We start from the raw sequence: 24,180 nt of genomic DNA, 5'->3' as shown, positions 1-24,180 counted from the left end.
CGAGGCTTGGTTCTATCGCAACAAATGAGTTATTTTGCTGGCATTGGTAGGATTTCAAACATCCCATCAAAGTCATCCAATGTGCTCACCAGTTGAGTAACCAGTTTGGCATTGCCTGTTAATTTCGCCTTACCAGACTTCAATAGGTCATCCAGCGTTGCTTGCCCGAGTACCATTGCCGTCATATCCGCTTTGCTGATTTGCAAGGTGACATCTGTAGTTGGCAGCTCATCTACTTGGATGTTCGCCATATTGGAGTTAGACACTTCGCCAAAGTAAGACTCATTTAAATCTGGGTGGTGAATACCAAAGCTAAAGTCTAAACCCGCCTGCTCTGCTTTTTCCGCATTTAGTCGAACCGCAAGGAAATCCAAGAACATGCCCGTTGGGGTATTTGCGATAACATCTGGAGATGCGAGTTTAATCGATGGCTGAATGTCTCCAGTACGAAGCTCAACCGCCCCTTGCAGGTAAGAGTTACGCCAAGCCATGGTTTCAGACTGGTAGCCTTGCTGCTCAAAGCTATCCGCTAATGCAAAGCGGTAGTCGATATTGCTTGGGTCACACTGAACCAGATCATTGAACAGTTGTGATGCCTCTTGGTACTCGCCCTTTTTAAAGTGCGTTTGCCCTGCTTTGAATAAGGTATCCGCACCCGCTGCTTCTACGTAAACACACGACTTCGCTTTAGTTTGCAGTGGATTGGTGTTCACTGGGTTCATGTCATGGTAACCAAGGTACAAATTCACTACTGCGCGAGCATTGTGGCTGTAGGAGCCGTGATAGCCGTTAGTGTGCCAAGTGTCTTTTTGAGATTGCGGGACGATTTTTTCAATCTCACGCCCAACATCATGAATGGTGACACCATGGTTTGCTAAACGCATCGCTTGGTTATGGATAAATCCATAGTTGTCACGTTGCAGCGTCATGTAATCCGAAATTTCGTTGGTTTCTGTCTTGGCATCATTCCACACTGGTGCAGAGTGAGCAGCATGAATGTTATCAACCAAGCCACTATCAACGTAGCGCAACTTAAGCTCTGTCAGATACTTAGTCCAAACCAACGCATCACGCACTTTTGCTCCACGGAAGGTATAGATATTGTGCATACCGTCATAGGTCAGTTCCGCGGTGTTCAGTGATCGATACTCTGGAATATAAAGGACGATTTCTGCAGGCGCTTCAGCCCCTGGCATATTGATCGCGTGGAACTCTAGTCCATCGATGGTGACGACTTTTTCACGCTCTTCAATTTCCTGTGTCGGAGCAACCAAGGTGACTTCACCTCGAGAAGTGCCGAGACCAAGTGCGTTATCGACGATGCCCTGAGTGTTGTTATCCAACGTGGTTCCGTATTGGTAGTTTGCACGGCGGCCCATTGCAGCGCCCGCAATCACGTTTTCATCCGCGAGTTCTTTGATAAAGTCATTGGGTGCATAGATTGGTGCACCTTCAACAAAGTCTCCCGACTCAAAAATACCGCGAGAACCACCAAAATGATCCGCATGCATGTGTGAGTAAATCATGCCCGTAATTTTATGTTCGCCATTGATCTTTGGCAGGTGCATTTTAGCAAATGCCCATGACGCGGCTGCCGCTTCTTTTGACAGCAAAGGATCGTGAATCACGTAACCATTGTCAGTGCGATAGATAGTCATGTTAGACAAGTCTGCACCACGAATCTGATACACCCCATCCGTTACTTGATACAGGCCAGCAGCGGCGTAGTTCAGCATACCTTGACGCCAAATCGATGGATTCACCGACGCTGGTAATTGCTCCACACTCATCTCTGACATGTATTCAAAGCGATTTTTTAGCTCGCCTGCTTCGTGAGTGCCAAACTCGGCAATGAGCCCTCTCTTCGTACGTTCAAATGCACTGACGTCTTGCCAAGGTAGATCTTTCGCCAACGTCGCGTTTGCGCGCTGAGTATGCTCCGTTGCAGGCTTACCTTGGTAAGTATCTAAACTGGCGTAATCCGCTGTTGCAGAAAAAGAAACGAACAGTGCAAGTGAAATCGCTGAGGGTGCAAAACGGTTTGTCATAGTGAGCCTCGTGGTGTCTCGTTATTAGATATGCGTTCACTTTATTTCGTTGACACATCAAAATACATGCATGAAACTTTATTTAAAACATCACCATTTGTTATGTATTGAGAAAAGCCTGTGCAACCATCCAACATCGATCTTAATCTTCTTCGAGTGTTTATCGCGGTTTATCAACACCGTTCAATCACGGTTGCGGCGGAGACCATGGGTTTAACCCAGCCAGGGGTCAGTGGCGTGTTGAAAAGACTGCAACAGCAGCTAGGCGTACAACTCTTCGTTCGCTCAGGGCGAGGCATAGAGCCTACGCATCAGGCTCACGAGTTAGCCCGTCAAGTTGAGCCAGCACTGAATCAAATCCGAAATGCATTGGAAGGAATAGAAAGCTTCTCCACAGAGAACTCCCGTCGTTTTGTGGTTTATACCTCTGAACCGGTGATGTTAATGCTACTTCCTAAGATTGAAGCAGATAACACGCTCGGTAACGTCGAGATAGAATTGCACCCGACGCTGTCCAGTGAAACAAAGCTGATCAATAACCTCAATCAACAAAAAGCAGACTTAGCGATCGATTTCGCTCATTACTCTGCTCCTTCCTTTTTCTCTGAATTCTTTTTAAATGATGAGATCTGCCTGATTGCCAGAAAAGGTCACCCAAGAATTCAGCAAACGCTGTCACTCGAGCAGTTCTATCGCGAAAAGCACGTGACATTAAAACTTCGTCGAGAAGACGCCTATCTCGCGGACTTGTTCACCGAAGAATCGATAGAAGAACGTAAAGTCGCAGCAGAATGTGACTCTTTGGTATCACAAATGACCATGATCTCGAACAGTGATTGTTTGGCAGCAACCGTCAAAAGCATCGCTGATCAGTTTGCCGAACGGCTAGATTTACAAGTACTGGATGCGCCTTTCACCAATATCCCTATCAAATACCGACTGCTTGCACATAACCGAATGAAACACAGCCCCGCAAATATTTGGCTGAGAGATAAGCTCAGGTCGTATTTCGCGGCAGAATCTTAAAGATAGAGAATCGAATAGAGATAGAGAATCAAAGGCACAAAAAAGCCCGCCGTAGTGGCGGGCTGATATCGTATTCTTTCAAATAACTCAGTGAGCGATTAGCCGAAAAGCTTGCTCCAAATACTTGGGTTACGCTTGTCGTGATACTCTTCACGTAGGCTATCGATTTCACGCAGTTGGTCTTTCGCTTCTTCTAGCTTGCCTGCATCAAGATCCGCTTCAATCTTATCTAGTGTTACCGTCAGCTTGTTAAAACCTTCTAGGTAGATATCGAACTTCTCTGGCGGGTAGTTACCGCGCTTAGATTGCTCGACGATCGCTTGTAAGCTATCAATGGCAGATTTCATGGTTTCTACATCAGACGCTTCTGCCGCCTGTTTGAAATCCATCTTCATCTGCTTCATGTTTTGTTTTAAATCGACGGCTTCTGCCATTGCGTATGTTGAGCCCAACGCAATTACACACCCCAATACTAAAGGACGTAACATCTTCACTTCTCCATTGAATACCGAATTCTCAGTCGGCTTTTTAATGCGAGCAGTGTAAAGCAATCCCTTAACACTTGCATAACCAAAAATGTAATCAAGTTTATGCGTTGCGAATCTCGTCATACTCTGCAATTGGCTTGCGGCCACGTAGCTCTAAGAAGGCCAAGAATTGTTGTGCTGAGTGGGTGATAACCTTGCTGCTGTCGATACCAACTCTATCCATTAACTCACTAACCAAGCTTAGGTTACCCACATCGTGGCAGAAATGCGCATCACTGCCCGTGGTGAAGAAGACACCGAGATCCTTACCGATTTGTGCAATCTCGTGACAGCGGTCTACACTGCCCACTCGGCTGTTGCCTTTCAGTGTGGTGTTATTGATTTCAATCGCGACATTGTGCTCTTTTGCACACTTCAGCACGGCTTCAAAATCAAAGTCAAAGTTGGGGTTACCCAAATGACCTAGCGCATCTACACGACCTTTTTTGATGATGTTCAACAGCGCTTCAGTATGCGTAGCGCTATCCGCTGGGCGAAATACTGGCTCGTGAAAGCTAGCAATCACCCAATCCAAATTGCGATCAACGCTATCAGGAATGTCGATGTCACCCTGAGTATTCATAATGTTGGATTCAACGCCGCGGATAATCGCAACACCTTCAAGAAAACGCGGCAATATTTTTTGGTTAGAGAAGAACCAGTAATGAGGCGCCCCCGGCATTGACTCAGCGTGATCGGTCGTACAGAACATATCGAGTCCGTTCTCTTTTGCCGATTTCGCGTTTTCAATCAACGTACTATAAGCATGACCGCTGGCGTACGTATGCGTGTGGGTATCACCCTTAAGTTCCATCATCTACTCTCTTGGTGCGCAAATTGACGGCCATTGTATACCCACAAGCAAGCCGTCGTCAGCCCAATCTTAGTTAGCAAGCTAACCTTACTCTTCGCTGATAGTTTTGATCAAAGGCAGTGCCTTCTCCCAACCGTGATTGAACATCGACACAAAATCACTGTGAGTATAAATGGTGATACTTAACAATAAGCGATCATCTAACATGTCGATCTGATAGATCTCTCGTGATCCGATCCACTTTGAGGCTAGGTCGCCATCCAATTGCTGCCGATTATCTGGATTAAAGATGGCAACATGATGAAACTCGAGTTTGTGTAACGGCTGCACTGTATCAATGACCGCCCTCGTCCCACCCATATCAGGGTCAAAAAAGGTAATATCACTACCCTCTTCCCATACACCATCAAATCGAGATTGAGGTGAAAAGGCTTGCGCCCATCGTTTGTATAATTCGACATCGGTCAGCACGCTCCATACGCGCTGAGGCGTCGCGGCAATCTCGACGTGATAGTTTAAAGTCAGCATATTTTCTCTCCCAGCACCTTTCTTGACGCTAGTTCAATCTGGTTAAAAATCAAACAATTCGATTACAACCAAAAGAGAAATGCGAAGCTCGACATCAATTGTGCATCCGAATAGTAGAATACGAGCACTTAGAAAAAGCTTAGCAGTTTGAGACATTTTTATATGGAAGTGCCATCTCCATACTGAGTACTTTTTATTATCTTTATATCGTCGAAACAACACGCGACGCAGTAATACACAGATAATGGAATCAGCATGAATAGCGTAGAACGCAGCGAGTTCAACTACATAAAGCAACGCATTAATGAAATGAAGCCAGATCAACTCAACGAAATCAAAGGCGTCATTGAATTTAAAAGGAAATCGCTACTCGATGACAAACCACTTATCTCTGATGAAGAGATGGAGTTCATCACCATCATGTTTAAGAAAATGGAATAATAGAAATATGTGTTTTTTGATTGAAGATTATTTAAATAAAAACAACCGAATTAACCTATCTGATATCAATTACAAACTACAAGAGATAGTCGATGAAAACGGAACGAACCTTGGCTATGAAGTTCTGATCGATCCTATCAATTTATCAAAGAAAATTGCTAACGACGTCTATAAAAGAGAAATAAAATTTCCACATCTAAGCCGCGCGTTGGTCACTCGATTAGAGCGATACATTAGTCGCCATATGAGTGACTTCGCCGGCAAACACCTTTTCATCAACCTTGAGAGAAGTAACCTATGTGATAAGTATTTATTGTGCGATCTCGTGATGCTTAAGAACGCGTTAGAAGCACTCAATGCACATTTAGTAATCGAAATCACTGAGCGCAGTGCCTGTAAAGATTGCAACAGTATTCGTAAAGGCTTTGAATTCCTCCAGAGCCACAAAGTGCTATTGGCCGTAGATGATTACGACCTTAACACCGACTTTCGAGAACAAGAGTTACTTTCTGGGTTCTATCAATTCATGAAAATAGAACATTCAGCCAAAGACAACTATTACAGCAGAGCCATTGAATTGAGCAAGAAGACCCGGACAAAACTGATTATTGAACGGGTCGAATCCCACTTAGAGCGCAGCAATATCGCCCTAAATCAGGTGCCTTTTTGGGGTCTACAAGGGTTCTTATATAACACGCGTGCGGTCAGCCTATAGAGAGCTAGCAAAATTGCCTTAAATTACAGAAGTTACACTCTTTACTAGTATCTTGTAGACACTGGAGTTTTTTCTTCACCTTAGGGAGCAAAATAGGATTTGCAATGGAACGCACAATGTCTACCTTCAAAAGATACAAGCCAACTTTTTGGCTTTTATCTTTTGGTGGGTAATATTTCACTTCTTCTGCATTAAATACTTTTTTAGCCAGTTCTAAGACCGGGTACCCTGAAACAAACATATACACGTAGTCTTTCGTCTTATAGAGCTCAAGCAAATAGTAGCAAATAGCCTGAACAACCAATTCAAAGAAATGGTTTGAATTCATCGAGTAACCCAACTTCACTAAGCTGCTTCGCTTTAACTCACTCTCAGGAATAGAAATGAAGCTAGGTAAGTTATTTAACCTCTCTATATCGATAATACCCGCCCAATGACCAACAATTTCATCCCGCTTATTTTTCAATAATATACATTGGTATTTAATGTCTGTTTTCATCGCATAGAGATCACTGATGAAGCCCCTCAATGCTGACACGTTGCTATAAAAATCTTGAAAGGTATCCACATGTTCATAGTAGGTCTGGCAACGAACTTCACTTCGAACGCATTCCGTTACTTTGTAGTATGAGAGCGCGGTTAAAGAGAAATCAAATGCCTTAACCAAGTTGGCCACAATCGCTCCGTAACGGACCGGAAACTTATGCTGGTTTTCGTCGATATTCAGGAATATATCGATCAGACTCACTTCCAGACATCGTGCTATATAGAACTGCTTATACAAAGGCGGAACGACTTTTCCATTCAACCATCTACTTAGAGTAATCGTGTCTAAGCCTTTAAATTCTTCGTAATAATTTTGTTGTAAGATCGCGATCAGTTCTTTTCTAGAGATTGACTTCTCCTCCAGCCAAGAAGCGAGTTCCCTGTCAAATTTGTAATTCATAAATCCACCACTTAAATGCTAATTAACTAAGGTACTTTTATAGTTTGTTGTATTACCGTCATCGCCCAAGATGTCGAACTGTACTTGTTGTGTTGTTAACTGTTGCTCTAGTGCCAGATTAATGCTGGAAAAAGGCTCAACAGTGATTCTTTCAAACTTCTCTTCTCCGACTTTGATCGCGAGAAAGTTCGCATACCAAGGCAGTTCATTTACGACCCTCACGCTCTCCCCTGTATGTATAAAGCGAATCTTCTCAAAAGCTTGTTTACTCGGTTTTTCAATCCCTTTAGGACGAACAAACACTTTTAACCTCAGCCTCAAAGGCAAAACGATTCTTTGGCTACTTGCATGGATGCCATCTGCTATTTCGTTCACTTGAAAGATGTTTAACCAAAGCAGGTTTTCTCGATCATCGAACTGCAAATCTTCTCGATTGAGTAATAAGCGTGCTCCCTTAACCTCCTCGGGAGCCATTCTGAAAATCGGCGGAACAACAAATAAAGGCGTCTCCACTTCGGCAGGAGAAACAGAGAGATCCCCTGTATCTGTCCACATTTGCAATAACACGTTGTTTTTGCCTGTGTTTGCCAGCATAAAACCAGCCTCGGTGTCACCTTCATCCATTACAATTCTGGTTCTATCGATATCGACGGCAGCATTCACTGTTGATACCCAGAGGTTTAAAACCATGAAAAAGAATAGGCAAATAAAGCTATTGAAAAGTAACGATAATTTGAGCTTGTGCATGAACCGTCCCTGGCGTGGCTGTTTCGCCACTAATTTGTTCTAATGACGCGGTAAAGTTGCCTCGATATGAGTCTAAAGATGTGCCCATGGACTCCAATTGTGTGACTTCTTTGAAGCCGTACCATCCACCAGCATTCCCCGTTCCCGTCGTAGCGTTTGGTAAAAAATTCATCGCGCCGCCCGAATTATCATAAATCTTGATCCCAACGCCCTTAGCCACACCGGCATTGCCATAGTCATTACTCAACAGGTGTGTTAAGCCGCCGCCTGTCGTTTTTAAACCCAATAATTCGGCCTGGTTGACTGCATTAGCTGAGTTCGCCAACAGCCCAATCGCAATAGGCCTAGTTGCCGTTAGACTGGTGCTCGTGTTCGAAGCCGTTCCAGATTCTGCATCGAGTTCGCATGAAAGGCCGATGCTAAAATTAGCTTGTGAAGGCATTCCGCCATTCAAAGAAGCCGCTGTTGTTTGAGGTAAGGTCACCACGGGTGTGTAATCAGAAACTTGGCAAAATGCTCCTCGAATGAACGTAGTTTGATTTGCCCATCCCCATGCGCCGGGCCAGTCACCATACCAACCGCTATAACACCCACCACCGTGGTCACATCCAACGGTCAGCCCCGAACTTCGTCCACCACCTTTAAACGCTATATAACCCTGAACTCTTAGGGCCGTTGGTGTAAATCGACCGTAATCAACGCCGTAGTTTTTGTAGGGCTCCTCGGCTACTTTCAAAACCTCAATGCTGACATCGCTAAACACCCCAGCATGCACGTAAATATAAGTGCTATCTTGAAACATATCGTCTGGGTTCAGCTTTCGGGCTTTCCAATAGCGCGAGTAATATTCTCCAGTCACTAGATTTGTCAGCCGAAAGGCTGCATAACGGTAGTCTGAATAGTAAGCCCCTGGAATATCTGGAACAGCATGTTGGCCAGCGTAACCATCATCACCGTTTACCGAGTAGTACTCCCATAAATCGTCTTTATCCGATAAGTCACACCGGAACAGTACTTGCTGGTTTCCATAAGGTGTAGAGTTCGCAGAACCTAAAAATGACGTTGTCGCCGAGGCAAGCACGCTGCCATAGGGCTGGAAGTTACCGCCGCTGTTAATATTTATCACACCCGGTAAGCCGTATTGGCCATAGTAGCCGTCGGCTGCGCCAGTAAAGTTATTGTTTACGTAATAGCCTGCACTTTGTGCTTCAGCCGAGAGATACGCTTGGTTTGTAGTGTTGAGCTTTGTACAAGTCGCAAAGACCGATGCACTTAACAACCAAGCGGATAGGCAAATCGTCCGAATTGAATTGTTCATGTTTACCTCATCATGCAAGTTTGTTCGGTCAGAAGCAGGGCTTTTTCCGACTTAGGTGGCGTGTAACGAATCTGGCACTCTTTGCCCATCCCCCAACGCAGAATCACTTCCTTATTCGTCTCTTTCAGTCGGGCGTATACTTGCCCTGCTTGACCTACCATGCCAATTTTGATGCCTTGTTGGTCAAACGCATCTGCCCCCATCGGTGGAATCCCACCTTTATCCAGAGTCGTAGTAATCAGCACTGCTTTCCCCTTTAAGGTTTCGAATTTGACCTTAACGACAGCACCGGAATACGGAACCACTTTACGACTGCCAGTTTTAATCTCCGCACCACTATCCAAGCCAGTGCTTTTTAATGACACATCGGTGTAACGGTAAGGCATTAGCGATGGCAGTAAGGCATAACCAGAGTCGTCAATTCGAGCACCTTGCCCGTTCATGACTTTGGCACCCTTGGCTCCTTTGGCTTCAACCAGAGCAAATGAATCATTGGCATAAGGACCAAGAGTCACGCCTCCACCGTGCACTAACACTGTGCCAGAAATGCCAGCAGACAGACGGTGGTAGTCATCACCACTTGCAGAGGCTAAGGAAACACCTCCGTATGGAGTTCTCGTATATAAACTGCCGCCATAGGTATCGCTATCGCCCTCTCGCCCGGCATAAACCGAGTATGAGACAGGCGCATCCTCGCCCAATGTACCCGAGACATTGGCTGTCGAAGATTTGTTCAATTTACTGTGCGTATAATTGAATCCAAACGTTGACCAACGGTCATAAAAATCAAAGGGAATGGATATGCCCAGCGCTACGGTATTCTCGTAACCACCGCTATCCGATATACCGTAGTAGTACTGACGCCCCACGCTGACGTTGTATGAAATACGATTCCAATGATTGTTGTAACTTGCTTGATAATCCACGCTCTCATCACCATCGTAGTAATCAACCAAAGAGCCACTTAAGTTGATGGTGCCATACTCATTCAGGGACTGGCTCACCGACATGGTCAGTCTATTACGTTGGTTTAGCGACTGTGATTGATAGTCGTAATCGTCATTGCTGGTGTTTTGACGTTGCTTTCTCAGACCAAGAACGTCTTCGAGCTCTTTATAGTTTTCGGAAGAGTATCGGTAACCCAACAAAGAGAAGTTGGTCCCTGTATCAAATGAACGCCCGTAGTTCATCTCAACTTGCCAGCCTCTTTGGTACTCCTCTTCCTCATAAACTCGCGCAAAAGAGAAAGTGTTGTTCACACCAAAAGCACCTATCGGCGTAGCGACCACCCCCCCCAACTAAGTAAGCTTGGTAGTCTTTCCCCATACGAAGGCCATAGTTGAGCGTTAAACGGTTATTCACACCTTGCTGGATAGAGCCTTCTGCAAACCAGTTATTTACTTCTTCGTAACCGCGTACATCACCTATCACCGTGTTATAAATGATTTGCCCCAGCCTAATAGACAACGGCACGGACGAATAAGGAACATTGAAAGAGCTCACGCTGCCGTCTGCCTCATGAATAAAAACCTCTAGCTCACCGTCACTCTTTGTATCGTTTAAATCACTGATTACGAACGGACCTGGTGGCACGTCGGTTTCTTTAATCACTTTGCCTTGCTGTTTGATGACAACGTGGGCATAAGTCGACGCGACACCTCGAACCTCTGGGGCATAACCTAGTTGACTTTGTGGCAGCATTCGTTTGTCTGTCGATAACTGAATGCCGCTGTAAGACAAACTGCCAAACATTGAACCATTCGTGTAAGACTCACCCAATAACAGTGAACTTTGAATCGATGAAATAGGACGTTGAACATAAGTATTTAACGTGATGTATTCCGTCTCGTCCTCCAAGTAACGAAAGTAACCATCATGACGAAACTGCCATAAGCCTAGGTTCATCCCGACTTTCAAATTACTGTAGAGATAATCGCTGCCTTCCAAGCGGTCATACTCGTTGTGGTAATAATTCGTATTGTGCTTGATGAACAAAGCCGTCATACCTTCGTCCCACTTCTCTGGGTCGATGTAACCACGTGGCTTGTTGACCATTGCGGCTTGGGGAATATCTAAGTTCAAATGAAAATTGGACTCGTCGTAATTCCATTTCAACATGGGAGCAATATCTGACAACAAATGGCAACCAGATTTCGCTTTTACTTTTGAATCAACTTTGAGTCCAACCAGCTCAAGTTGCGGTGTCGTAAAGCAGGGTTCTTTGCGTTTCGTTTCCTTATTGAGACCGGCAGAAACCACACTGCCTTGAACAATCATTTCTCCATTCACATACAGGTCCACAAGATGGCCACTTTCAAACATAGAACCATCAAAAGAACTATTTGAAATCGTATGCTTTTTGATATCAACATCACCTTGAAAAAGGGATGGGTCAAAAGCCAATTCCTCACCGAAGGTTGACGGGATAGCAAGCAAAGAAAAGATAAAAGACGAACGTTTGACGAACAACATAACACTCACCAAATTTAAAATAGTTTTTAAAATTGGATGGAGTAGCGCTTAGGTATTAAAGCTCCTTGATCACTAATTGTAGTTATTACCAAGTCCACTTTTTCACCCCTCTTAACTTCCATGCTATTGAAAGTAAAGTCCTTATATGAATAAGGTAAAATCATCTTCACATCTGTAGTCCATCTTTTTCCTTTATGTTCAAAGTAAATACTCGATGATAAAGAAACATGTAATGGCTGATTATTATTAATGCGAATCTTAGCTATTCCATCATGATATTTAATGAGCTGTATTTGAAAATCATCAACCCAATTTCTTTTGTAATTAACCACTGACAATGGTCGATAAAACAGTTTCACTTTGTGCTTCACTGTCACGACAAGCTTATTGCCACTTGAAACCACTTTTGAGATGGCTGCATTGGATGGGATCTGCAAGAAATTAAAGTAAAATACAGACTCTTTGTCTTGAGGCAATTCTCCTTCTACCCCTTTGATTATTCTTAGTGTTTGGCCTTGCTGCGGTTCGATTTTCGCGATTGGTGGCAGCACAATAAATGGCACTTCATTTTGAGTCGCTTTGATTCCATCTTCGTTCTCAAACCAAGACTGAACCATGAAGACGTTTTGACTTTTGTTCTTTAGGTAAACGTTAACGAAGGGTTCACCTTCTGGGTAAATAATTCGGCTTCCCGTCATGACAATATTGGCATGGGCAGCGAAACCAGAAATTAACGTGATAAAGACAACACAAAAACGCAGAAACATTATCACCTCGTTATTTAGCTTGGTTAGAGAGAGGGGTGAACCTCTCTCCCAACACTGATTACTGGTAAGAAACAGCGTATTGAAGTGATGCGTTGACCGTCCCTGCTGTTGCAGCACCTGTTGCGTAGTATTGCGCACTGTAAGTTGCTGTATTTGAGGTTTCACCTGGGGCTAGTGCTAGGTCATTACTGCCTTTGTAGCCCCCAGTCAGATCTATTGCAGAACCTGATGTATCTAGGATCTGAATCTCTACATTGGTTGCGCTGCCCGTATTACCAAGGTTGCCGCTACCCGTCACTTGGTTGCCAACAAAAACGGTTGAGATATTAGGTACACCTGCAGCATCACCAGTACAACCCGAGATAGAAATATCAAAGTCAGCACCACCAGCGGTGTCACCATTAGTCGCTAGCTGCGATTTTGAGACAGTTTCCAGCAACACCACTGGAGAAGCACTTTCACCATTAACCGCTACGGTACAAGTTTCATCCGTGACTTCGCCTTGGAAAGTGATGGTATTTGCAGATGCTGCAAATACAGATGATGTAAACAGAGTAAAACCCAAGGAAAAAACCAATTGATTGAGCTTCATATGAAACACCCCTTTAATCTTGATTCATAAATGTAAACTTGGAGATTCAACATTATTTTGTGAACCGAACTCTCATTTTCCGAGTTCAAATTTAATTTATCAGTCTAATAAATTATCAAATTAGCATTTTATAAATCTTTTATATTGCAATGCTAACAAGCAGGTTTCATAGAAACTGGTCTAACTTGATAATAATATCTATAAGAATCCATATACAGCGAGGCCTAAGCATTAAGTCACTCAGTTCTCATGCTTTAAATTTACGTACTAAGAACTTAAACGCGGGGGTGTAGTGGATGCTAGAGGATTCATTTTAAGGTAGAGTATTATTCGAGAACAAACAATTGCATACGAACCCAAACATGAAATAAAAAACCAACAATTCAAACTAAAAACCAAGAATCGGATCAAAGGTTAAAAAACATAAAAAAAGCGAAGAATTTATGTCCTTCGCTTTTTTTTAGTAATTTTTTGTAAATCTAATCCTCTGTTTTTGCAGTTCAAGCGCATCAGAAAACCGAACCCAACATGTGTTTGATATCACCGCCAAAACAATAAGGCTTATACCGAATATTTGTTTATGGCTCATTTGATCATCAAAGAAGACGTGCTGCCACACCGCGGTAAACAGCAAGTTGGTGAATATAAGTGGTGCTAATTGAGATCCACTACTTACCAGCTGATACGCTTTTGAACGAAATACCTGCGTATTAATAATCAGCAATGACATCAAGAATATGAGTGCGGTATTGGGAGTTTCAAACGTGTTTATCGACAATGAGTTAGCCAACACACTCGAATCATTGACCAACACGAGTGGCAAGATAAGTAGAGCAGCAACACCAAAGGTCCAAAAATTGATTTCTAGTGGTGATAGACCGCTCTTACTTGCTTTGTATAGCGTCAATTGAGAGCCTGAGTTCAATAACCCACCAGCAAGCCCCAGTAATAAGTCGACACGCCACGTAAACTCACCATCCGCACCAGCTAATAAAACGACACCAGAAAATGCCATCACAAGCGCGACTATGGTCGACATGCGGATTTTCCCACGCATAAAAAGCCTCTCCACAATGGGCATAAACAGTGGCCCGGTCGCGAACAGCACTACCCCTTCAACTAGAGTCAACGTTTGTAGAGAGGCGATAAAACATAACTGACACATACCAATGAAAAAAGCACGGAGCAAAATCGGTTTAATGGTATCGATGGTAGGTAATTTGAGATTTCTAAAGCGCAGCATGACCAATAAAATGAGAGCTGGAGTAAAGAAGCGTAAAAAACTGAACATGGTCACGGACAATTCGTCACTGAGCTGTTTTGCTAACAGCCCTGTAACAGATAAGCTTAATGTAGACATCAACATAAAGATGACGGGTTTATTTTCTTCTTTCATTGGATACTCCTTAATTCACGGAGTATTTTAAGAAAAGGCACAAGCGAGAAATAGCGAGTATTTTTAAACGCTAATGTAAGTAAAACTTACAATACAAAGTTGTTTGAAGATGAAAAAAGAAGGCATTAGGAGTGAAGATATCATGCGCAAGTTAGTCCCTTTGAAGTCCATCTACGCCTTTGTCGCGGTTGCCGAGACAGGCAGCATGACAGAAGCCGCACAACTACTCTCTGTAAGCCATTCCGCTGTGAGTCAAGCCATCAAATCTCTCGAAAGCCAAGTGAATAAACCTCTGTTCGATCGAGTCGGTCGCCAAGTTCGTCTCAATAACGACGGCAAAAAATATTACCGCAAAGTCGCCCCGGCGCTTGAGCAGATCGTTGATGCAACAGAAGCGCTCCTTCATGACCAAAATTCAAAACGGATTACCTTTAATATGGCCAACTCTCTGGCCCTGCATTGGTGGATTCCTAGAATGTCGAGTTTACAAGACTTCGCTCCGCAACTTGATGTCCGCTTATCCAACCTTATTGGGCAGTTCAGTTTGGAACAAGAAGGTATTGATGCAGCATTGGTGCACGGTAGCCCTCAAGAGTGGCAAGATTACTACTGCGAGAAGTTGAGCGACGATGAGTTAGTCCTGGTGTGCAGCCCAGAACTATTAGATCAACCAAATAGCCAAGACATCAAACAGCTGTTATCAACCTACCCAATTATTGAAGTCACCAATGACCGCCGCAAGCACGATTGGCAAATCTGGCAAGAACAAACTGGCATAGAAAGGCCAAAGGGAAAAAAACCAGTTACCTTTGACATGTCCATTCAAGCTGTACAAGCAACCATTCGCCGTCTGGGCTTGCTAGTCACACATCGATTGTTCGTAACAGATGACATCAAATACGGCCAGTTGGTAGAACTAGGGCGGCCTATCGTTAATCCATCCCAACAATTCTACTTGATATGTCCACCGCATAAACTTAAGCATGAAGCCTTTCATTTGTTACGTTCTTGGCTACGACAAGAATTTAGCCAAACGAAAGTGTAACTTGTTGAGTATTAGCTAGGCATTAAGACATTTATTCGTTTTCTAGGTGAATAGAATAATGCCGGAATTGGTATAAAGTAAGAAGAGTACTTTCAAACCCAAGGACGGTTTTATGCGGTTGTATCATGTTTTTCTGAGTAGTGTTTTACTCATGGGACCACTGGCAGTTTGTGCAGAAACGGCGAATAACGGTGACGACTCTGATTTCACAACATTTATTATTGGCGGCCAACAAGCCTCTGCTAATCGACTCCCTTTCTTTGCTCGCCTAATATTGCACCGCACTGGCTCACGTCAGTTTGCCAACATCTGTGGTGGTACGATCGTCAATGACCGCTACATCATGACCGCTGCACACTGTGTAGAATCGGACGTATTTACTGATGGTTGGACAATCAATGATCTTCGAGTCTTAGTGAAGAACCCAACCATGAATGATGTGTTTGTGGAAGAGTTCAAAGACGTACGTTCGATTACGATTCATCCAGACTACAATCCCAATGACCTGTGGATTAACGATATCGCCATTTTGGAGCTCACTCGTCCAATCACTGATAACGTTCAATCTATCACTTTGCCGCAAGACTTTGGTGACTACAGTAACCAGTCGGTGTACCAGATTTTCGGGCTTGGACAAACGTCAACCGACGACCAAACAGGACCGAATTACCTTCGCTGGGCAGAAATTCAGCCGCTCACCGATAGCCAATGTATTTCACTGGTGCCCGACTTCAACTCACAAGAAAGTTTGTGTGCGAATGGCTTTCCAGACCGTGATTACACAGGGATTTGTAGTGGCGATTCGGGCGGGCCATTAACCTACCAGGATAACAACGGTAACTATCAGCAAATCGGTATTGTCAGTTATGGCTCTTCCAGATGTGAATCCCCAGCGATTCCAAGCGTATTTACCGAAGTGTTGAATTACACCCCGTGGATCGAAGCACAAACCAGCGCTGGAACAAAAACGACTTATGATGCCTCGCTTGCGGCAACCGAGGATTATCATAGTGAAGGAGACTCCGGTTTTGACCCAGAAGATACCACCAGTAACGACTTTGGCAGCAATGACAGCAGTGGGGGTTCTATCGGGTTCGGATGGCTCGCATTAGGCGGTTTACTCACGTGGTTAAGACGTCGAGAAACCTTGTAGCACGTGGCTTTAACCTTAGTTACACTTTTTAGAATAAAAACTCTACTTATCGAAATTTTCCTATTCATTCCATGCCGATAATCCTGTTATTATCGGCTACCCAACCACTTTCAGATCAAACTCATGAATAATGCTGCATCGGATCGCCGTATTAAAGTTAAAGCGATGCTGTTTCTGACGCTTGGTGTCACCTTCTCTGTGTTTGCCGGATTTGCCCTTTCGCAGATGTTTGTCATAGAAAAAGATGCATTCCAGCTTATCTCGGTGGTGAGTTCGGTTATGGTGGTGAGTTTTTTGCGCTATCAATGGCGAGCCTTGCCTGCAATTAGCTTGAGCTTGTTCGCCTACTATGCCTTTACCGGTCGAAGCCCTGAGCATGCCTTGTTGTATTCGCTCACCGTTCCGATCTTACCTTTTGCGTTTTCAAGCCTATTTCACTATCTAAACAATCGCTCGCTACATCAACCAGCCGCACAGCGGATCAGCCTGTTTTTTGTCATTATGGGCTGTTTATTTCCTTTCGCGAATACCATCAAAATCATGTTGGTGAATACCTTCGTTGATGGCCAGTTTTTAAGTCCTGATTTTCTATTTTATGCCACGTTAGGCAATTACTTAACTCAACTGTTGGTAACACCTATTTTATACGTGCTGGTGAGCCTGTTGACGGATACCGATACCCAGTCTTACCTCGCTTTGGATAAACGTTTAAGAATCTCTAATAGCCGCTGTCGAGGCTATTTAGCGTGGCTCGCGAGTTGCATCGCGATTTTCATTGCTGCCGCGCTTTCTTCCACCTCTTTCATGCTCAATTCGCTCAGCTTCTTCGCCGTTTTGCTTGTCGTCGTTGGCTTGGCAAAACACGGCTTGATTCGGCCACTCTTTGTCGGCTCGCCATTTATCTTGTTGATAATCAATGACGGTATCAGCCACTACAACCAAGCATTAATTGGAGACAAACAGTTCTACGGCTTATTGATCATCATTACTGTGCTTACCACCTTGGCGTATTTACTGGGCGGCTACTCGGTAAAACTGTTTGAGATGACACAAAAGCAGATCCGCTCCGAGCGTATCGATCCATACTCTGGACTATCGAACATTGCTCAGCTGAAAGAAGACATCAGTCACCAATCTCGTTCTTTGCTCATCTACCTTGACTTAACACCCACATTATCGATGTTGACCGATTTGGGCCATGAGGGAAAATCTCAGCTTATCATGCAACTCAGTGAGTTTTTGTACTCACGGAACAACAGCATAAATCGTTGTTATCGGCCACCTTTCTCAACGGGTCTACTGAGCTTTACCCATTACTCAGATACCGCAGAAGAGGACCTTAACGAGGTCGCGGACTACTTAGAAAGCTTCCAATTTTATTGGCGAGGTACATCGGTTTCACTGGTCTCCCCAACCATTTTCTGCACGCTCGTCAGCCAAGATCAGGACATTGAGAAAGTGGTGTCGATTCTGTGCGATCAACCGCCTCAAAGTGATAGCAGTATCCATTGGATTAACATCCAATCTTTCGAAATGGACCGCGTGGACAAACTGAACCACATTCAACAAGTGTTTAAGCGCGAACAATTTGAGTTGTTCTGTCAACCATACATGAAGCTTTCTGAATCTGAGCCGTCGAAACACAGCTTTGAAGTACTCCTTCGCCTGAAAGAGCAAGATGGGCAAGTTCTACCACCTTCGGCATTTTTCCCATTGATTAATCAATTTGGTTTAGAGCTCAAGCTCGATCACTGGGTCATTCTCAATACCTTCCGAATGCTGAGTGACAAGGTGAAGAATTGGAATAACATTGGTCACTGCGCCATCAACTTGACCGCCAAAACACTCAGTGCCGAGAACCTTGCAGTGCGCATCATTGAAAGTGCACAAAGCTTTTCGATTCCGCTGAACAAGATTTGCTTTGAGATCACCGAATCATCCGCACTCATCAATGAGCAACAAGCCATTGCAAACTTGAGCCACTTACGAGATCACGGCTGTAAGATTGCGATAGACGACTTTGGAACAGGCTACGCTAGCTTCGCGTACTTGCGCAGATTGCCATTGGATATTCTTAAAATTGAAGGGGCGTTTGTTCGTGAGATCACGCAGAGTGAGACGGACCGTTTGATCGTCAGCTCCATTGTAACGGTCGCAAAAGAAATGCATTTAGAGACGGTGGCAGAATTTGTCGAGAGCACCGCACACATAGCGATATTAAGAAACTTGGGCATCGACTTTGCGCAAGGTTATGGCGTCGCGAAACCTATGCCTTTGAGCAAATGTTTAGACGAGCTATTTGAAGTAAAGCCAGCACCTCAATCAGAGCTAAGCGCACTATAAGACTTTGCGCTTTAATCGCGAGTTGATGATATCTTCAATCAGCTTTTGTTCTTTCTTGGCTTTTTCGTAGTTTTGTTTAGCACGCCAACGTTCCAGCACCTTCTCCAAGCCTTGAACTCGGGCATGTTTGTACTCAAGGTGTTTTTGCACCGACGCGCATTCCGCCTGCATCACCGCTTGTTCGTGTTCGTGGTGACGCAGCATCTTTTGAAGCATTTGGTCTACGCGGTTGAGGTTCATCAAAGCCGCGCTATTGAGCACAGGAGTCGTTAATGCGGATTGTCCGGCATGGTTTTTCAAGGCAGAGAGCTGCGCTAACTGCATCGTAAGATGAGAGTGACGCTGACGCATAACATCAAGCTGCTGTCCCACTCTGTCACGCTGCTTTTCTTCCATCAGTTGCAGTTTACCTACTGCCTTAAGTTTCGATTCCATCTAATTCCTTAATCCGCTTATCAAACTGCTACTGCTGTTCACTTTGAAACATCTGCGCTAAAGCCGTCAAACTGGTTGGATAGTCCACCGCTTCATTGGCTGACTGTTGTAAATAAGCACGTAAATGCGGATACATAGAAACCGACTGATCCAACTCTGGATCTTGTCCGGGTTGGTATCCTCCCAGTGGTAATAACTCTTTCACTTGCAAGTAGTTGGAGTAAAGCTTACGGAAATTATTCGCAATAGTGCTGTGCGCCTCATGAGTGCAAGCATTCATGCAGCGACTGATAGACGCATTGATATCAATCGCAGGATAGTGACCTTGCTCAGCAAGTTGACGAGACAGCACTACATGCCCATCAAGGATCGCTCGAGCCGAATCCACAACAGGATCTTGTTGGTCGTCCCCTTCGGCGAGAACGGTATAAATCGCAGTTAAACTTCCGTTAGGGTTTTCGCTGTTCCCTGCTCGTTCGAGAAGCTGAGGTAACACACTGAATACCGAAGGTGGATAACCACGAGAGGCAGGCGGCTCGCCCAAGGAAAGGGCAATCTCACGTTGTGCCATGGCGTAACGTGTCAATGAGTCCATCAGCAGTAACACGTCTTTGCCTTGGTCGCGAAAATACTCCGCCACACGATGGCAAAGTAGTGTCGCACGCAGTCGCATCAGAGGAGATTCGTCGGCTGGCGCAGCTACGATAATGGCTTTCTTACGCGCTTCTGGGGTGAGATTGCGTTCAACAAATTCACGAACCTCTCGGCCACGTTCGCCAATTAATCCCACCACAATCACATCGGCCTCGGTGTTCTGCGTGATCATACCCATCAAGACACTTTTACCGACGCCACTGCCCGCCATTAAACCGATACGCTGTCCTTTGCCAACAGTGAGCAAACCATTGATCGCTCGGACGCCAACATCCAAAGGCGTATCAACAGGGCGACGCTTAAGCGGGTTGATCGGTTTAGGTTCAAGTGAAACACGATCTCCCCCCTTAAGCGGCGCACCATCATCAAAAGGTTCGCCAAGCCCATTCACTACACGCCCTAGCCATTGTGAACTGAGCTGGACCGTACTGTCGCCATCAAGAGGAATCACCTTGGCGCCAGCGAACAAGCCACCTAAGCGGCGAATTGGCATTAAGTAGGCCACGGTATGATCAAAGCCAACCACTTGTGCCTCGATCATGTCGCCTTCTGCCGTTTCCACTAAGCAGCGCTGTTCAAGTTTGAATCGGCACCCGACGGCTTGCAGCATTAAGCCGTTCACTTTGATCAAACGTCCCGTCACTCGCGCGACAGGAATCGAATCGAGTGACGCTAATGCATCACTCAATCGTTCGTTTAACAGCTCGTGGCTCAACGTATTACTCATGCTCAGTGTCTACCTGTGGCATCGAGACTTCATCAAGTAAGTGTTGCTTCACGTTATCCATACAGGCCTGCAGACGTGGTTCGCAGCTCGCATCCGCCTCTGCATCCTCTGTCACAAGTTGGCATCCACCAACAGGTAGCTCTGCATTAGCGACCAGTTTCCAAGCCGTCGGTAAATCCGTGTTAATTTGTGTAATGCGCTCCAAATCCTGCGGGTTGAGATGAACAATCACGCTCTCTGCTTTGCCCGGCATGGCTGACAAGGTTTCATCGACCAGAGCCAGAATCTGTTGCGGCATCAAGGTGAGCTCCGCACGAATCACTTGCTGTGCGACTTTCTGCACCAATTCGCAGATCATATGACGCTGTTGTTGCTCTTTTTCATTCTGCCAACGAGATAAGGCTTGGAATAGCTCATTGACTGGTTTAGCCGCTTCCACAAAGCCCTGTTTTCCGGACTGCTCTCCAGAGATAAACCCCTTCTGGAAACCTTCTTTCTGCCCTTCCAGCAATCCTTGTTGTTTGCCTTGTTCAATCCCTTGACGAAGCCCTTCATCATGACCTTGTTGTAGACCTTGCTGGAAGCCAGCCTCAAGCTGCTGTTGAACATCCGCTTGGGTATCTTGCCAACCTTGCTCATCTAGGTCGAAGTCATCTTCAATGCTCACTGGCTGAGCCAAAGGCGGAAAACGATGTAAACGGTAGCCGCTTGGTGGTAAGCGCATGGCACTTGATCTTCTTTCGCTCATCGCCTTACTCCACCGTTGGTTCTTCGTAGAGTACCAGTTGGATTTCGCCCGCTTCATCAAGCTCTCGTACCAACTGCATAATATCTTGGCGAGCGCGCTGAACTCGGCTCAGTACCACTGCACCACGCAGCTCCATGTCATCTTCTAACGCTTTGACCATACGTTGTGGCATAGAGCGTTTGATGGCTTGCTGTAAGGTAATCTCTGCACCTTTCAATGCCACAGCCCACAACTCTAGTGGAATTTGCTGAACCAACGCGTCCATGGTTTCCTCGCGCTGACGACCGAGCACCATAAAGTCGAACATATTCTCTTCGATTTCGTTGACCACATTCTCGTCATGCAATTTGAGCATTTCCATCAAGGATGCGCGGTCACCTTCAAATCGGTTAATGATATCCGCCGCTTGTTTTACGCCCGATAGCGGTGTGCTTTGGCTTGCAGACACTTTATCAATACAGCGCTCCACCAACTCATGCAGATCGTTCGCAACTTGATGATCAATATCTTGCAATTGAGCGATGCGGAACAAGATTTCATCATGATAATCCTGAGGCAAGTGCTTCAAGACCGCAGAAGAGCTGTCCGCAGGCAAGTATGCCAAGAAGATCGCTTGCATCTGAGGGTGTTCATTGACGATGAAACGGGCCAGAGTTTCTGCTTCTACCCACTGCAAACGCTGCATGTTATTGCGAATTTCATCGCCATACAGGTTGTTGAGTAAGCCCTTAGCCAGATCATTACCCAAGGCTTTACGTAAAGTATTCGACAAGTACTCTTTTGATGCGCCGCGAATACCACTGTGTTCACGGAAATCTTCGAAGAAATGTTGAATCACATTGCGGGCAGAATCACTTTTGATGCCATTCAACTTCGCCATTGCACGTGTCACTCGCTGGGTTTCATCGCGGCTAAAATGCTGCAACACTTTAGCGGCTGCATCTTCACCCATGCCCAACAGCACAAGCGCGGTTTGTTCTACATAACTAAGCGTCTGCTTTGACGTCGACTGTGCTGTGTTCATTGATGTTTACCCATTGTTTCAGAATTTCGGCTACACGCTCTGGCTCTTCGTTAGCAATAAGCTGTAGGTGTTTCAATTGAATCTCTAGTGGAGAACCCGCTGGCGGCAGCATGTCGCTATTCACATCCAAGCCGGACGATACGGCAATGCCTTTCTCCGACAGTTTGCGGTTGAGCAGCTCTTCGCGCTCACGCTCTTCACGAGTCTGGAGGTTATCGTATTGCGGTTCTTCTTGTGGCTCAGCAAATTCAAGTTCTTGAGCAGGCTTATCCGCGCCTGTTAGGTGCATGATCAAAGGACGAAGCACAAAGAAGATCATCGCTAGACCTAACACACCGCCAATCACGTAACGCAATGGTTGCTGCACCGTTGGGTCTTGCCACCAAGGCAATGCTGGCGGCGCGTCGATCTCAATTGGGGTGAAGTTAAAGCTCATCAAGCTCAAGCTGTCGCCACGCGCATTCGAGATACCCACAGCGTCCATGATCATGGTTGAGATTTGCGATTTATCCGCTTCACTCCACGCGACACCATCCGGGGCGGCTTGCGAGTTAAGCAGAACTGACACGCTGAGCTTTTCAACTTGACCTTGTTGGTACTGAGTTCGACGCACACTGCTACCTACCGCATATTGGCGATTCACTTCTGAACGTGCATTGGTGTTCTGGCTATCGCTAGTTGGCGTTTCACCAGTTACGGGAGGTTGATTGCTTAACGAGCCAGGAATGCCTAACGCGATTTGGTCAACGGAGTTGTTTTGAATAGTGTGTTCATTACGAACGACTGGTGCGTTGTCGAGGATCTCTTGTGTCTCTTCGACTTGGCTAAAGTTCATATCCGCCGCAACTTGCACACGGAAGTTACTTGGCCCTACGATTGGCGTCAGCATATCAGCCGCGCGCTGGATGATTTGCTTCTCAACGCTCTTTTGGTATTCAAGGTATTTCGCGTTCACTTTGCCCGCTTCAGCAGAAGCCACATCCGCACTCAATAGTCGACCGTATTGGTCAATGACCGAGACAAATTCAGGCTTCATTGCTGTCACGCTGCCAACCACCAGGTTGATGATAGCTTCGACCTGCTCAGGCTTAAGATCTTCGCCCGGCTTAAGCTCTAACATCACAGAAGCCGATGGATTTTCCGTGTTTTGGCGCACAAACAAGGTTTGGCGAGGAATCGCAAGATGGACGCGTGCATTCGCTACTGCATTTAGCGACATGATAGTGCGCACTAACTCACCTTCTAAACCGTGACGATAACGTGCCGTTTCCATAAACTGGCTGGTACCTAGCGAGCTGTCTTCTTTTAATGAGTCCAGACCCGTAGGCAATTTCGCTTTCACCCCTTTCGAAGCAAGCAGCATGCGGATACGGGCAACTTCACCTTCTGGAACCAATACTTGGCCGTTTTGCTCTTGCATGCGGTAGCTAATGCCTTCGCTTTCTAATACCGACACAATTTCGCCGATATCAAAACGCTCTTGTTGGCTGTATAACGGACGGAAGCTTTGCGAAGAGCTCCAAAGCGCCACCACGATGATGGCCGCAACAATGGCCGCTAACACCGCGGATAATACGAGGTTACGTTGGCTGCTCGACCACAATTGTTTGATTTTATTGGTTACGTCATCCATCCCTCGATTTGAGGAAGGAGTCTGAGTTGTACCGGCATGCATTGCAGAATTACCGGCCACTTGAGTGGAAAGTTCTGACAT

The 24,180-nt window shown here is 45.4% G+C and carries 23 protein-coding genes; 6 read left to right on the top strand and 17 right to left on the bottom strand.

The features are described 5' to 3' along the window. Positions 1–29: 29 nt before the first annotated feature. On the bottom strand, positions 30–2,048 hold the full coding sequence (locus KHO06_RS18790; RefSeq protein WP_212583115.1) for an alkyl sulfatase dimerization domain-containing protein: 2,019 nt from the start codon (positions 2,046–2,048) through the stop codon (positions 30–32). A gap of 120 nt (positions 2,049–2,168) precedes the next feature. On the opposite strand from KHO06_RS18790, the gene KHO06_RS18785 reads away from it, so the two are divergent. Then, positions 2,169–3,074, top strand: coding sequence for a LysR family transcriptional regulator (locus KHO06_RS18785; RefSeq protein ID WP_045370758.1), 906 nt, complete (start codon positions 2,169–2,171; stop codon positions 3,072–3,074). A gap of 98 nt (positions 3,075–3,172) precedes the next feature. On the opposite strand, the gene KHO06_RS18780 is transcribed toward KHO06_RS18785, so the two are convergent. The 3 genes from KHO06_RS18780 to KHO06_RS18770 all read right to left on the bottom strand — a co-directional run bounded on the left by KHO06_RS18780 (position 3,173) and on the right by KHO06_RS18770 (position 4,943). After that, positions 3,173–3,562: a cytochrome b562 gene (locus KHO06_RS18780; protein WP_182052491.1), complete on the bottom strand. Its 390-nt coding sequence runs from the start codon at positions 3,560–3,562 to the stop codon at positions 3,173–3,175. 100 nt (positions 3,563–3,662) lie between these two features. Continuing rightward, positions 3,663–4,415 (bottom strand): phosphatase, encoded by a 753-nt coding sequence (locus KHO06_RS18775; protein ID WP_212583403.1) that lies wholly within the window; start codon positions 4,413–4,415, stop codon positions 3,663–3,665. 87 nt (positions 4,416–4,502) lie between these two features. Continuing rightward, positions 4,503–4,943, bottom strand: a complete 441-nt coding sequence (locus KHO06_RS18770; protein ID WP_212583114.1) for an SRPBCC domain-containing protein — start codon at positions 4,941–4,943, stop codon at positions 4,503–4,505. Between the two features lie 255 nt (positions 4,944–5,198). Here KHO06_RS18770 and KHO06_RS18765 point away from each other — a divergent pair, with 255 nt between their 5' ends. After that, on the top strand, positions 5,199–5,384 hold the full coding sequence (locus KHO06_RS18765; protein ID WP_005432303.1) for a hypothetical protein: 186 nt from the start codon (positions 5,199–5,201) through the stop codon (positions 5,382–5,384). Positions 5,385–5,391: 7 nt separating this feature from the next. Next, positions 5,392–6,099 (top strand): EAL domain-containing protein, encoded by a 708-nt coding sequence (locus tag KHO06_RS18760; RefSeq protein ID WP_045370760.1) that lies wholly within the window; start codon positions 5,392–5,394, stop codon positions 6,097–6,099. Positions 6,100–6,103: 4 nt separating this feature from the next. Here KHO06_RS18760 and KHO06_RS18755 read toward each other — a convergent pair whose 3' ends face one another. The 8 genes from KHO06_RS18755 to KHO06_RS18725 all read right to left on the bottom strand — a co-directional run bounded on the left by KHO06_RS18755 (position 6,104) and on the right by KHO06_RS18725 (position 14,337). Continuing rightward, on the bottom strand, positions 6,104–7,045 hold the full coding sequence (locus tag KHO06_RS18755; protein WP_045370761.1) for a hypothetical protein: 942 nt from the start codon (positions 7,043–7,045) through the stop codon (positions 6,104–6,106). Between the two features lie 18 nt (positions 7,046–7,063). Further along, positions 7,064–7,792 carry a fimbria/pilus periplasmic chaperone gene (locus KHO06_RS18750; protein WP_045370762.1) on the bottom strand — a complete coding sequence of 243 codons (729 nt, stop codon included), beginning with the start codon at positions 7,790–7,792 and terminating at the stop codon, positions 7,064–7,066. Next, positions 7,758–9,110: a fimbrial usher protein StbD gene (gene stbD / locus KHO06_RS18745; protein WP_005432310.1), complete on the bottom strand. Its 1,353-nt coding sequence runs from the start codon at positions 9,108–9,110 to the stop codon at positions 7,758–7,760. The genes KHO06_RS18750 and stbD overlap by 35 nt, the downstream gene beginning before the upstream one ends. A 2-nt stretch (positions 9,111–9,112) precedes the next feature. After that, positions 9,113–10,369 carry a fimbria/pilus outer membrane usher protein gene (locus KHO06_RS26775; RefSeq protein ID WP_280519534.1) on the bottom strand — a complete coding sequence of 419 codons (1,257 nt, stop codon included), beginning with the start codon at positions 10,367–10,369 and terminating at the stop codon, positions 9,113–9,115. Further along, positions 10,335–11,582 (bottom strand): fimbria/pilus outer membrane usher protein, encoded by a 1,248-nt coding sequence (locus KHO06_RS26770; RefSeq protein WP_280519533.1) that lies wholly within the window; start codon positions 11,580–11,582, stop codon positions 10,335–10,337. The genes KHO06_RS26775 and KHO06_RS26770 overlap by 35 nt, the downstream gene beginning before the upstream one ends. Positions 11,583–11,608: 26 nt before the next feature. Then, positions 11,609–12,349 carry a fimbria/pilus periplasmic chaperone gene (locus KHO06_RS18735; RefSeq protein WP_212583113.1) on the bottom strand — a complete coding sequence of 247 codons (741 nt, stop codon included), beginning with the start codon at positions 12,347–12,349 and terminating at the stop codon, positions 11,609–11,611. Between the two features lie 58 nt (positions 12,350–12,407). Next, positions 12,408–12,941: a fimbrial protein gene (locus KHO06_RS18730; RefSeq protein ID WP_005432317.1), complete on the bottom strand. Its 534-nt coding sequence runs from the start codon at positions 12,939–12,941 to the stop codon at positions 12,408–12,410. A 460-nt stretch (positions 12,942–13,401) separates the two neighbouring features. Next, the gene (locus KHO06_RS18725) at positions 13,402–14,337 is read right to left on the bottom strand and encodes a DMT family transporter (protein WP_212583112.1); all 936 of its coding nucleotides are present in this window, start codon (positions 14,335–14,337) and stop codon (positions 13,402–13,404) included. A 142-nt stretch (positions 14,338–14,479) separates the two neighbouring features. On the opposite strand from KHO06_RS18725, the gene KHO06_RS18720 reads away from it, so the two are divergent. The 3 genes from KHO06_RS18720 (at position 14,480) to KHO06_RS18710 (ending at position 18,878) form a co-directional block, all read left to right on the top strand. Continuing rightward, on the top strand, positions 14,480–15,382 hold the full coding sequence (locus KHO06_RS18720; RefSeq protein ID WP_050905495.1) for a LysR substrate-binding domain-containing protein: 903 nt from the start codon (positions 14,480–14,482) through the stop codon (positions 15,380–15,382). 151 nt (positions 15,383–15,533) lie between these two features. Further along, complete coding sequence (locus KHO06_RS18715; protein WP_212583111.1) at positions 15,534–16,535, top strand: trypsin-like serine protease; 1,002 nt, start codon at positions 15,534–15,536, stop codon at positions 16,533–16,535. Positions 16,536–16,658: 123 nt separating this feature from the next. Then, positions 16,659–18,878, top strand: a complete 2,220-nt coding sequence (locus KHO06_RS18710; protein WP_212583110.1) for an EAL domain-containing protein — start codon at positions 16,659–16,661, stop codon at positions 18,876–18,878. Here KHO06_RS18710 and fliJ read toward each other — a convergent pair. The 5 genes from fliJ to fliF are packed head-to-tail and all read right to left on the bottom strand — an operon-like array spanning position 18,873 to position 24,180. Then, positions 18,873–19,313 (bottom strand): flagellar export protein FliJ, encoded by a 441-nt coding sequence (fliJ, locus tag KHO06_RS18705; RefSeq protein WP_005532228.1) that lies wholly within the window; start codon positions 19,311–19,313, stop codon positions 18,873–18,875. The two genes, KHO06_RS18710 and fliJ, sit on opposite strands and share 6 nt — an antisense overlap. Before the next feature lie 28 nt (positions 19,314–19,341). After that, positions 19,342–20,694, bottom strand: coding sequence for a flagellar protein export ATPase FliI (fliI, locus tag KHO06_RS18700; RefSeq protein WP_212583109.1), 1,353 nt, complete (start codon positions 20,692–20,694; stop codon positions 19,342–19,344). Then, entirely contained in the window at positions 20,687–21,442 is a 756-nt protein-coding gene (gene fliH, locus KHO06_RS18695) for a flagellar assembly protein FliH (protein ID WP_212583108.1), read from the bottom strand. The genes fliI and fliH overlap by 8 nt, the downstream gene beginning before the upstream one ends. Before the next feature lie 4 nt (positions 21,443–21,446). After that, positions 21,447–22,466, bottom strand: coding sequence for a flagellar motor switch protein FliG (locus KHO06_RS18690; RefSeq protein ID WP_005432330.1), 1,020 nt, complete (start codon positions 22,464–22,466; stop codon positions 21,447–21,449). Then, positions 22,429–24,180 carry a flagellar basal-body MS-ring/collar protein FliF gene (fliF, locus tag KHO06_RS18685; protein WP_212583107.1) on the bottom strand — a complete coding sequence of 584 codons (1,752 nt, stop codon included), beginning with the start codon at positions 24,178–24,180 and terminating at the stop codon, positions 22,429–22,431. The genes KHO06_RS18690 and fliF overlap by 38 nt, the downstream gene beginning before the upstream one ends.

It is taken from the genome of Vibrio sp. B1FIG11 (genome assembly GCF_905175335.1).
GTDB classification, from domain to species: Bacteria; Pseudomonadota; Gammaproteobacteria; order Enterobacterales; family Vibrionaceae; genus Vibrio; species Vibrio campbellii.
The sequence above is the reverse complement of the archived record's forward strand: the minus strand, read 5'-3'. Positions and strand labels throughout refer to the sequence as shown.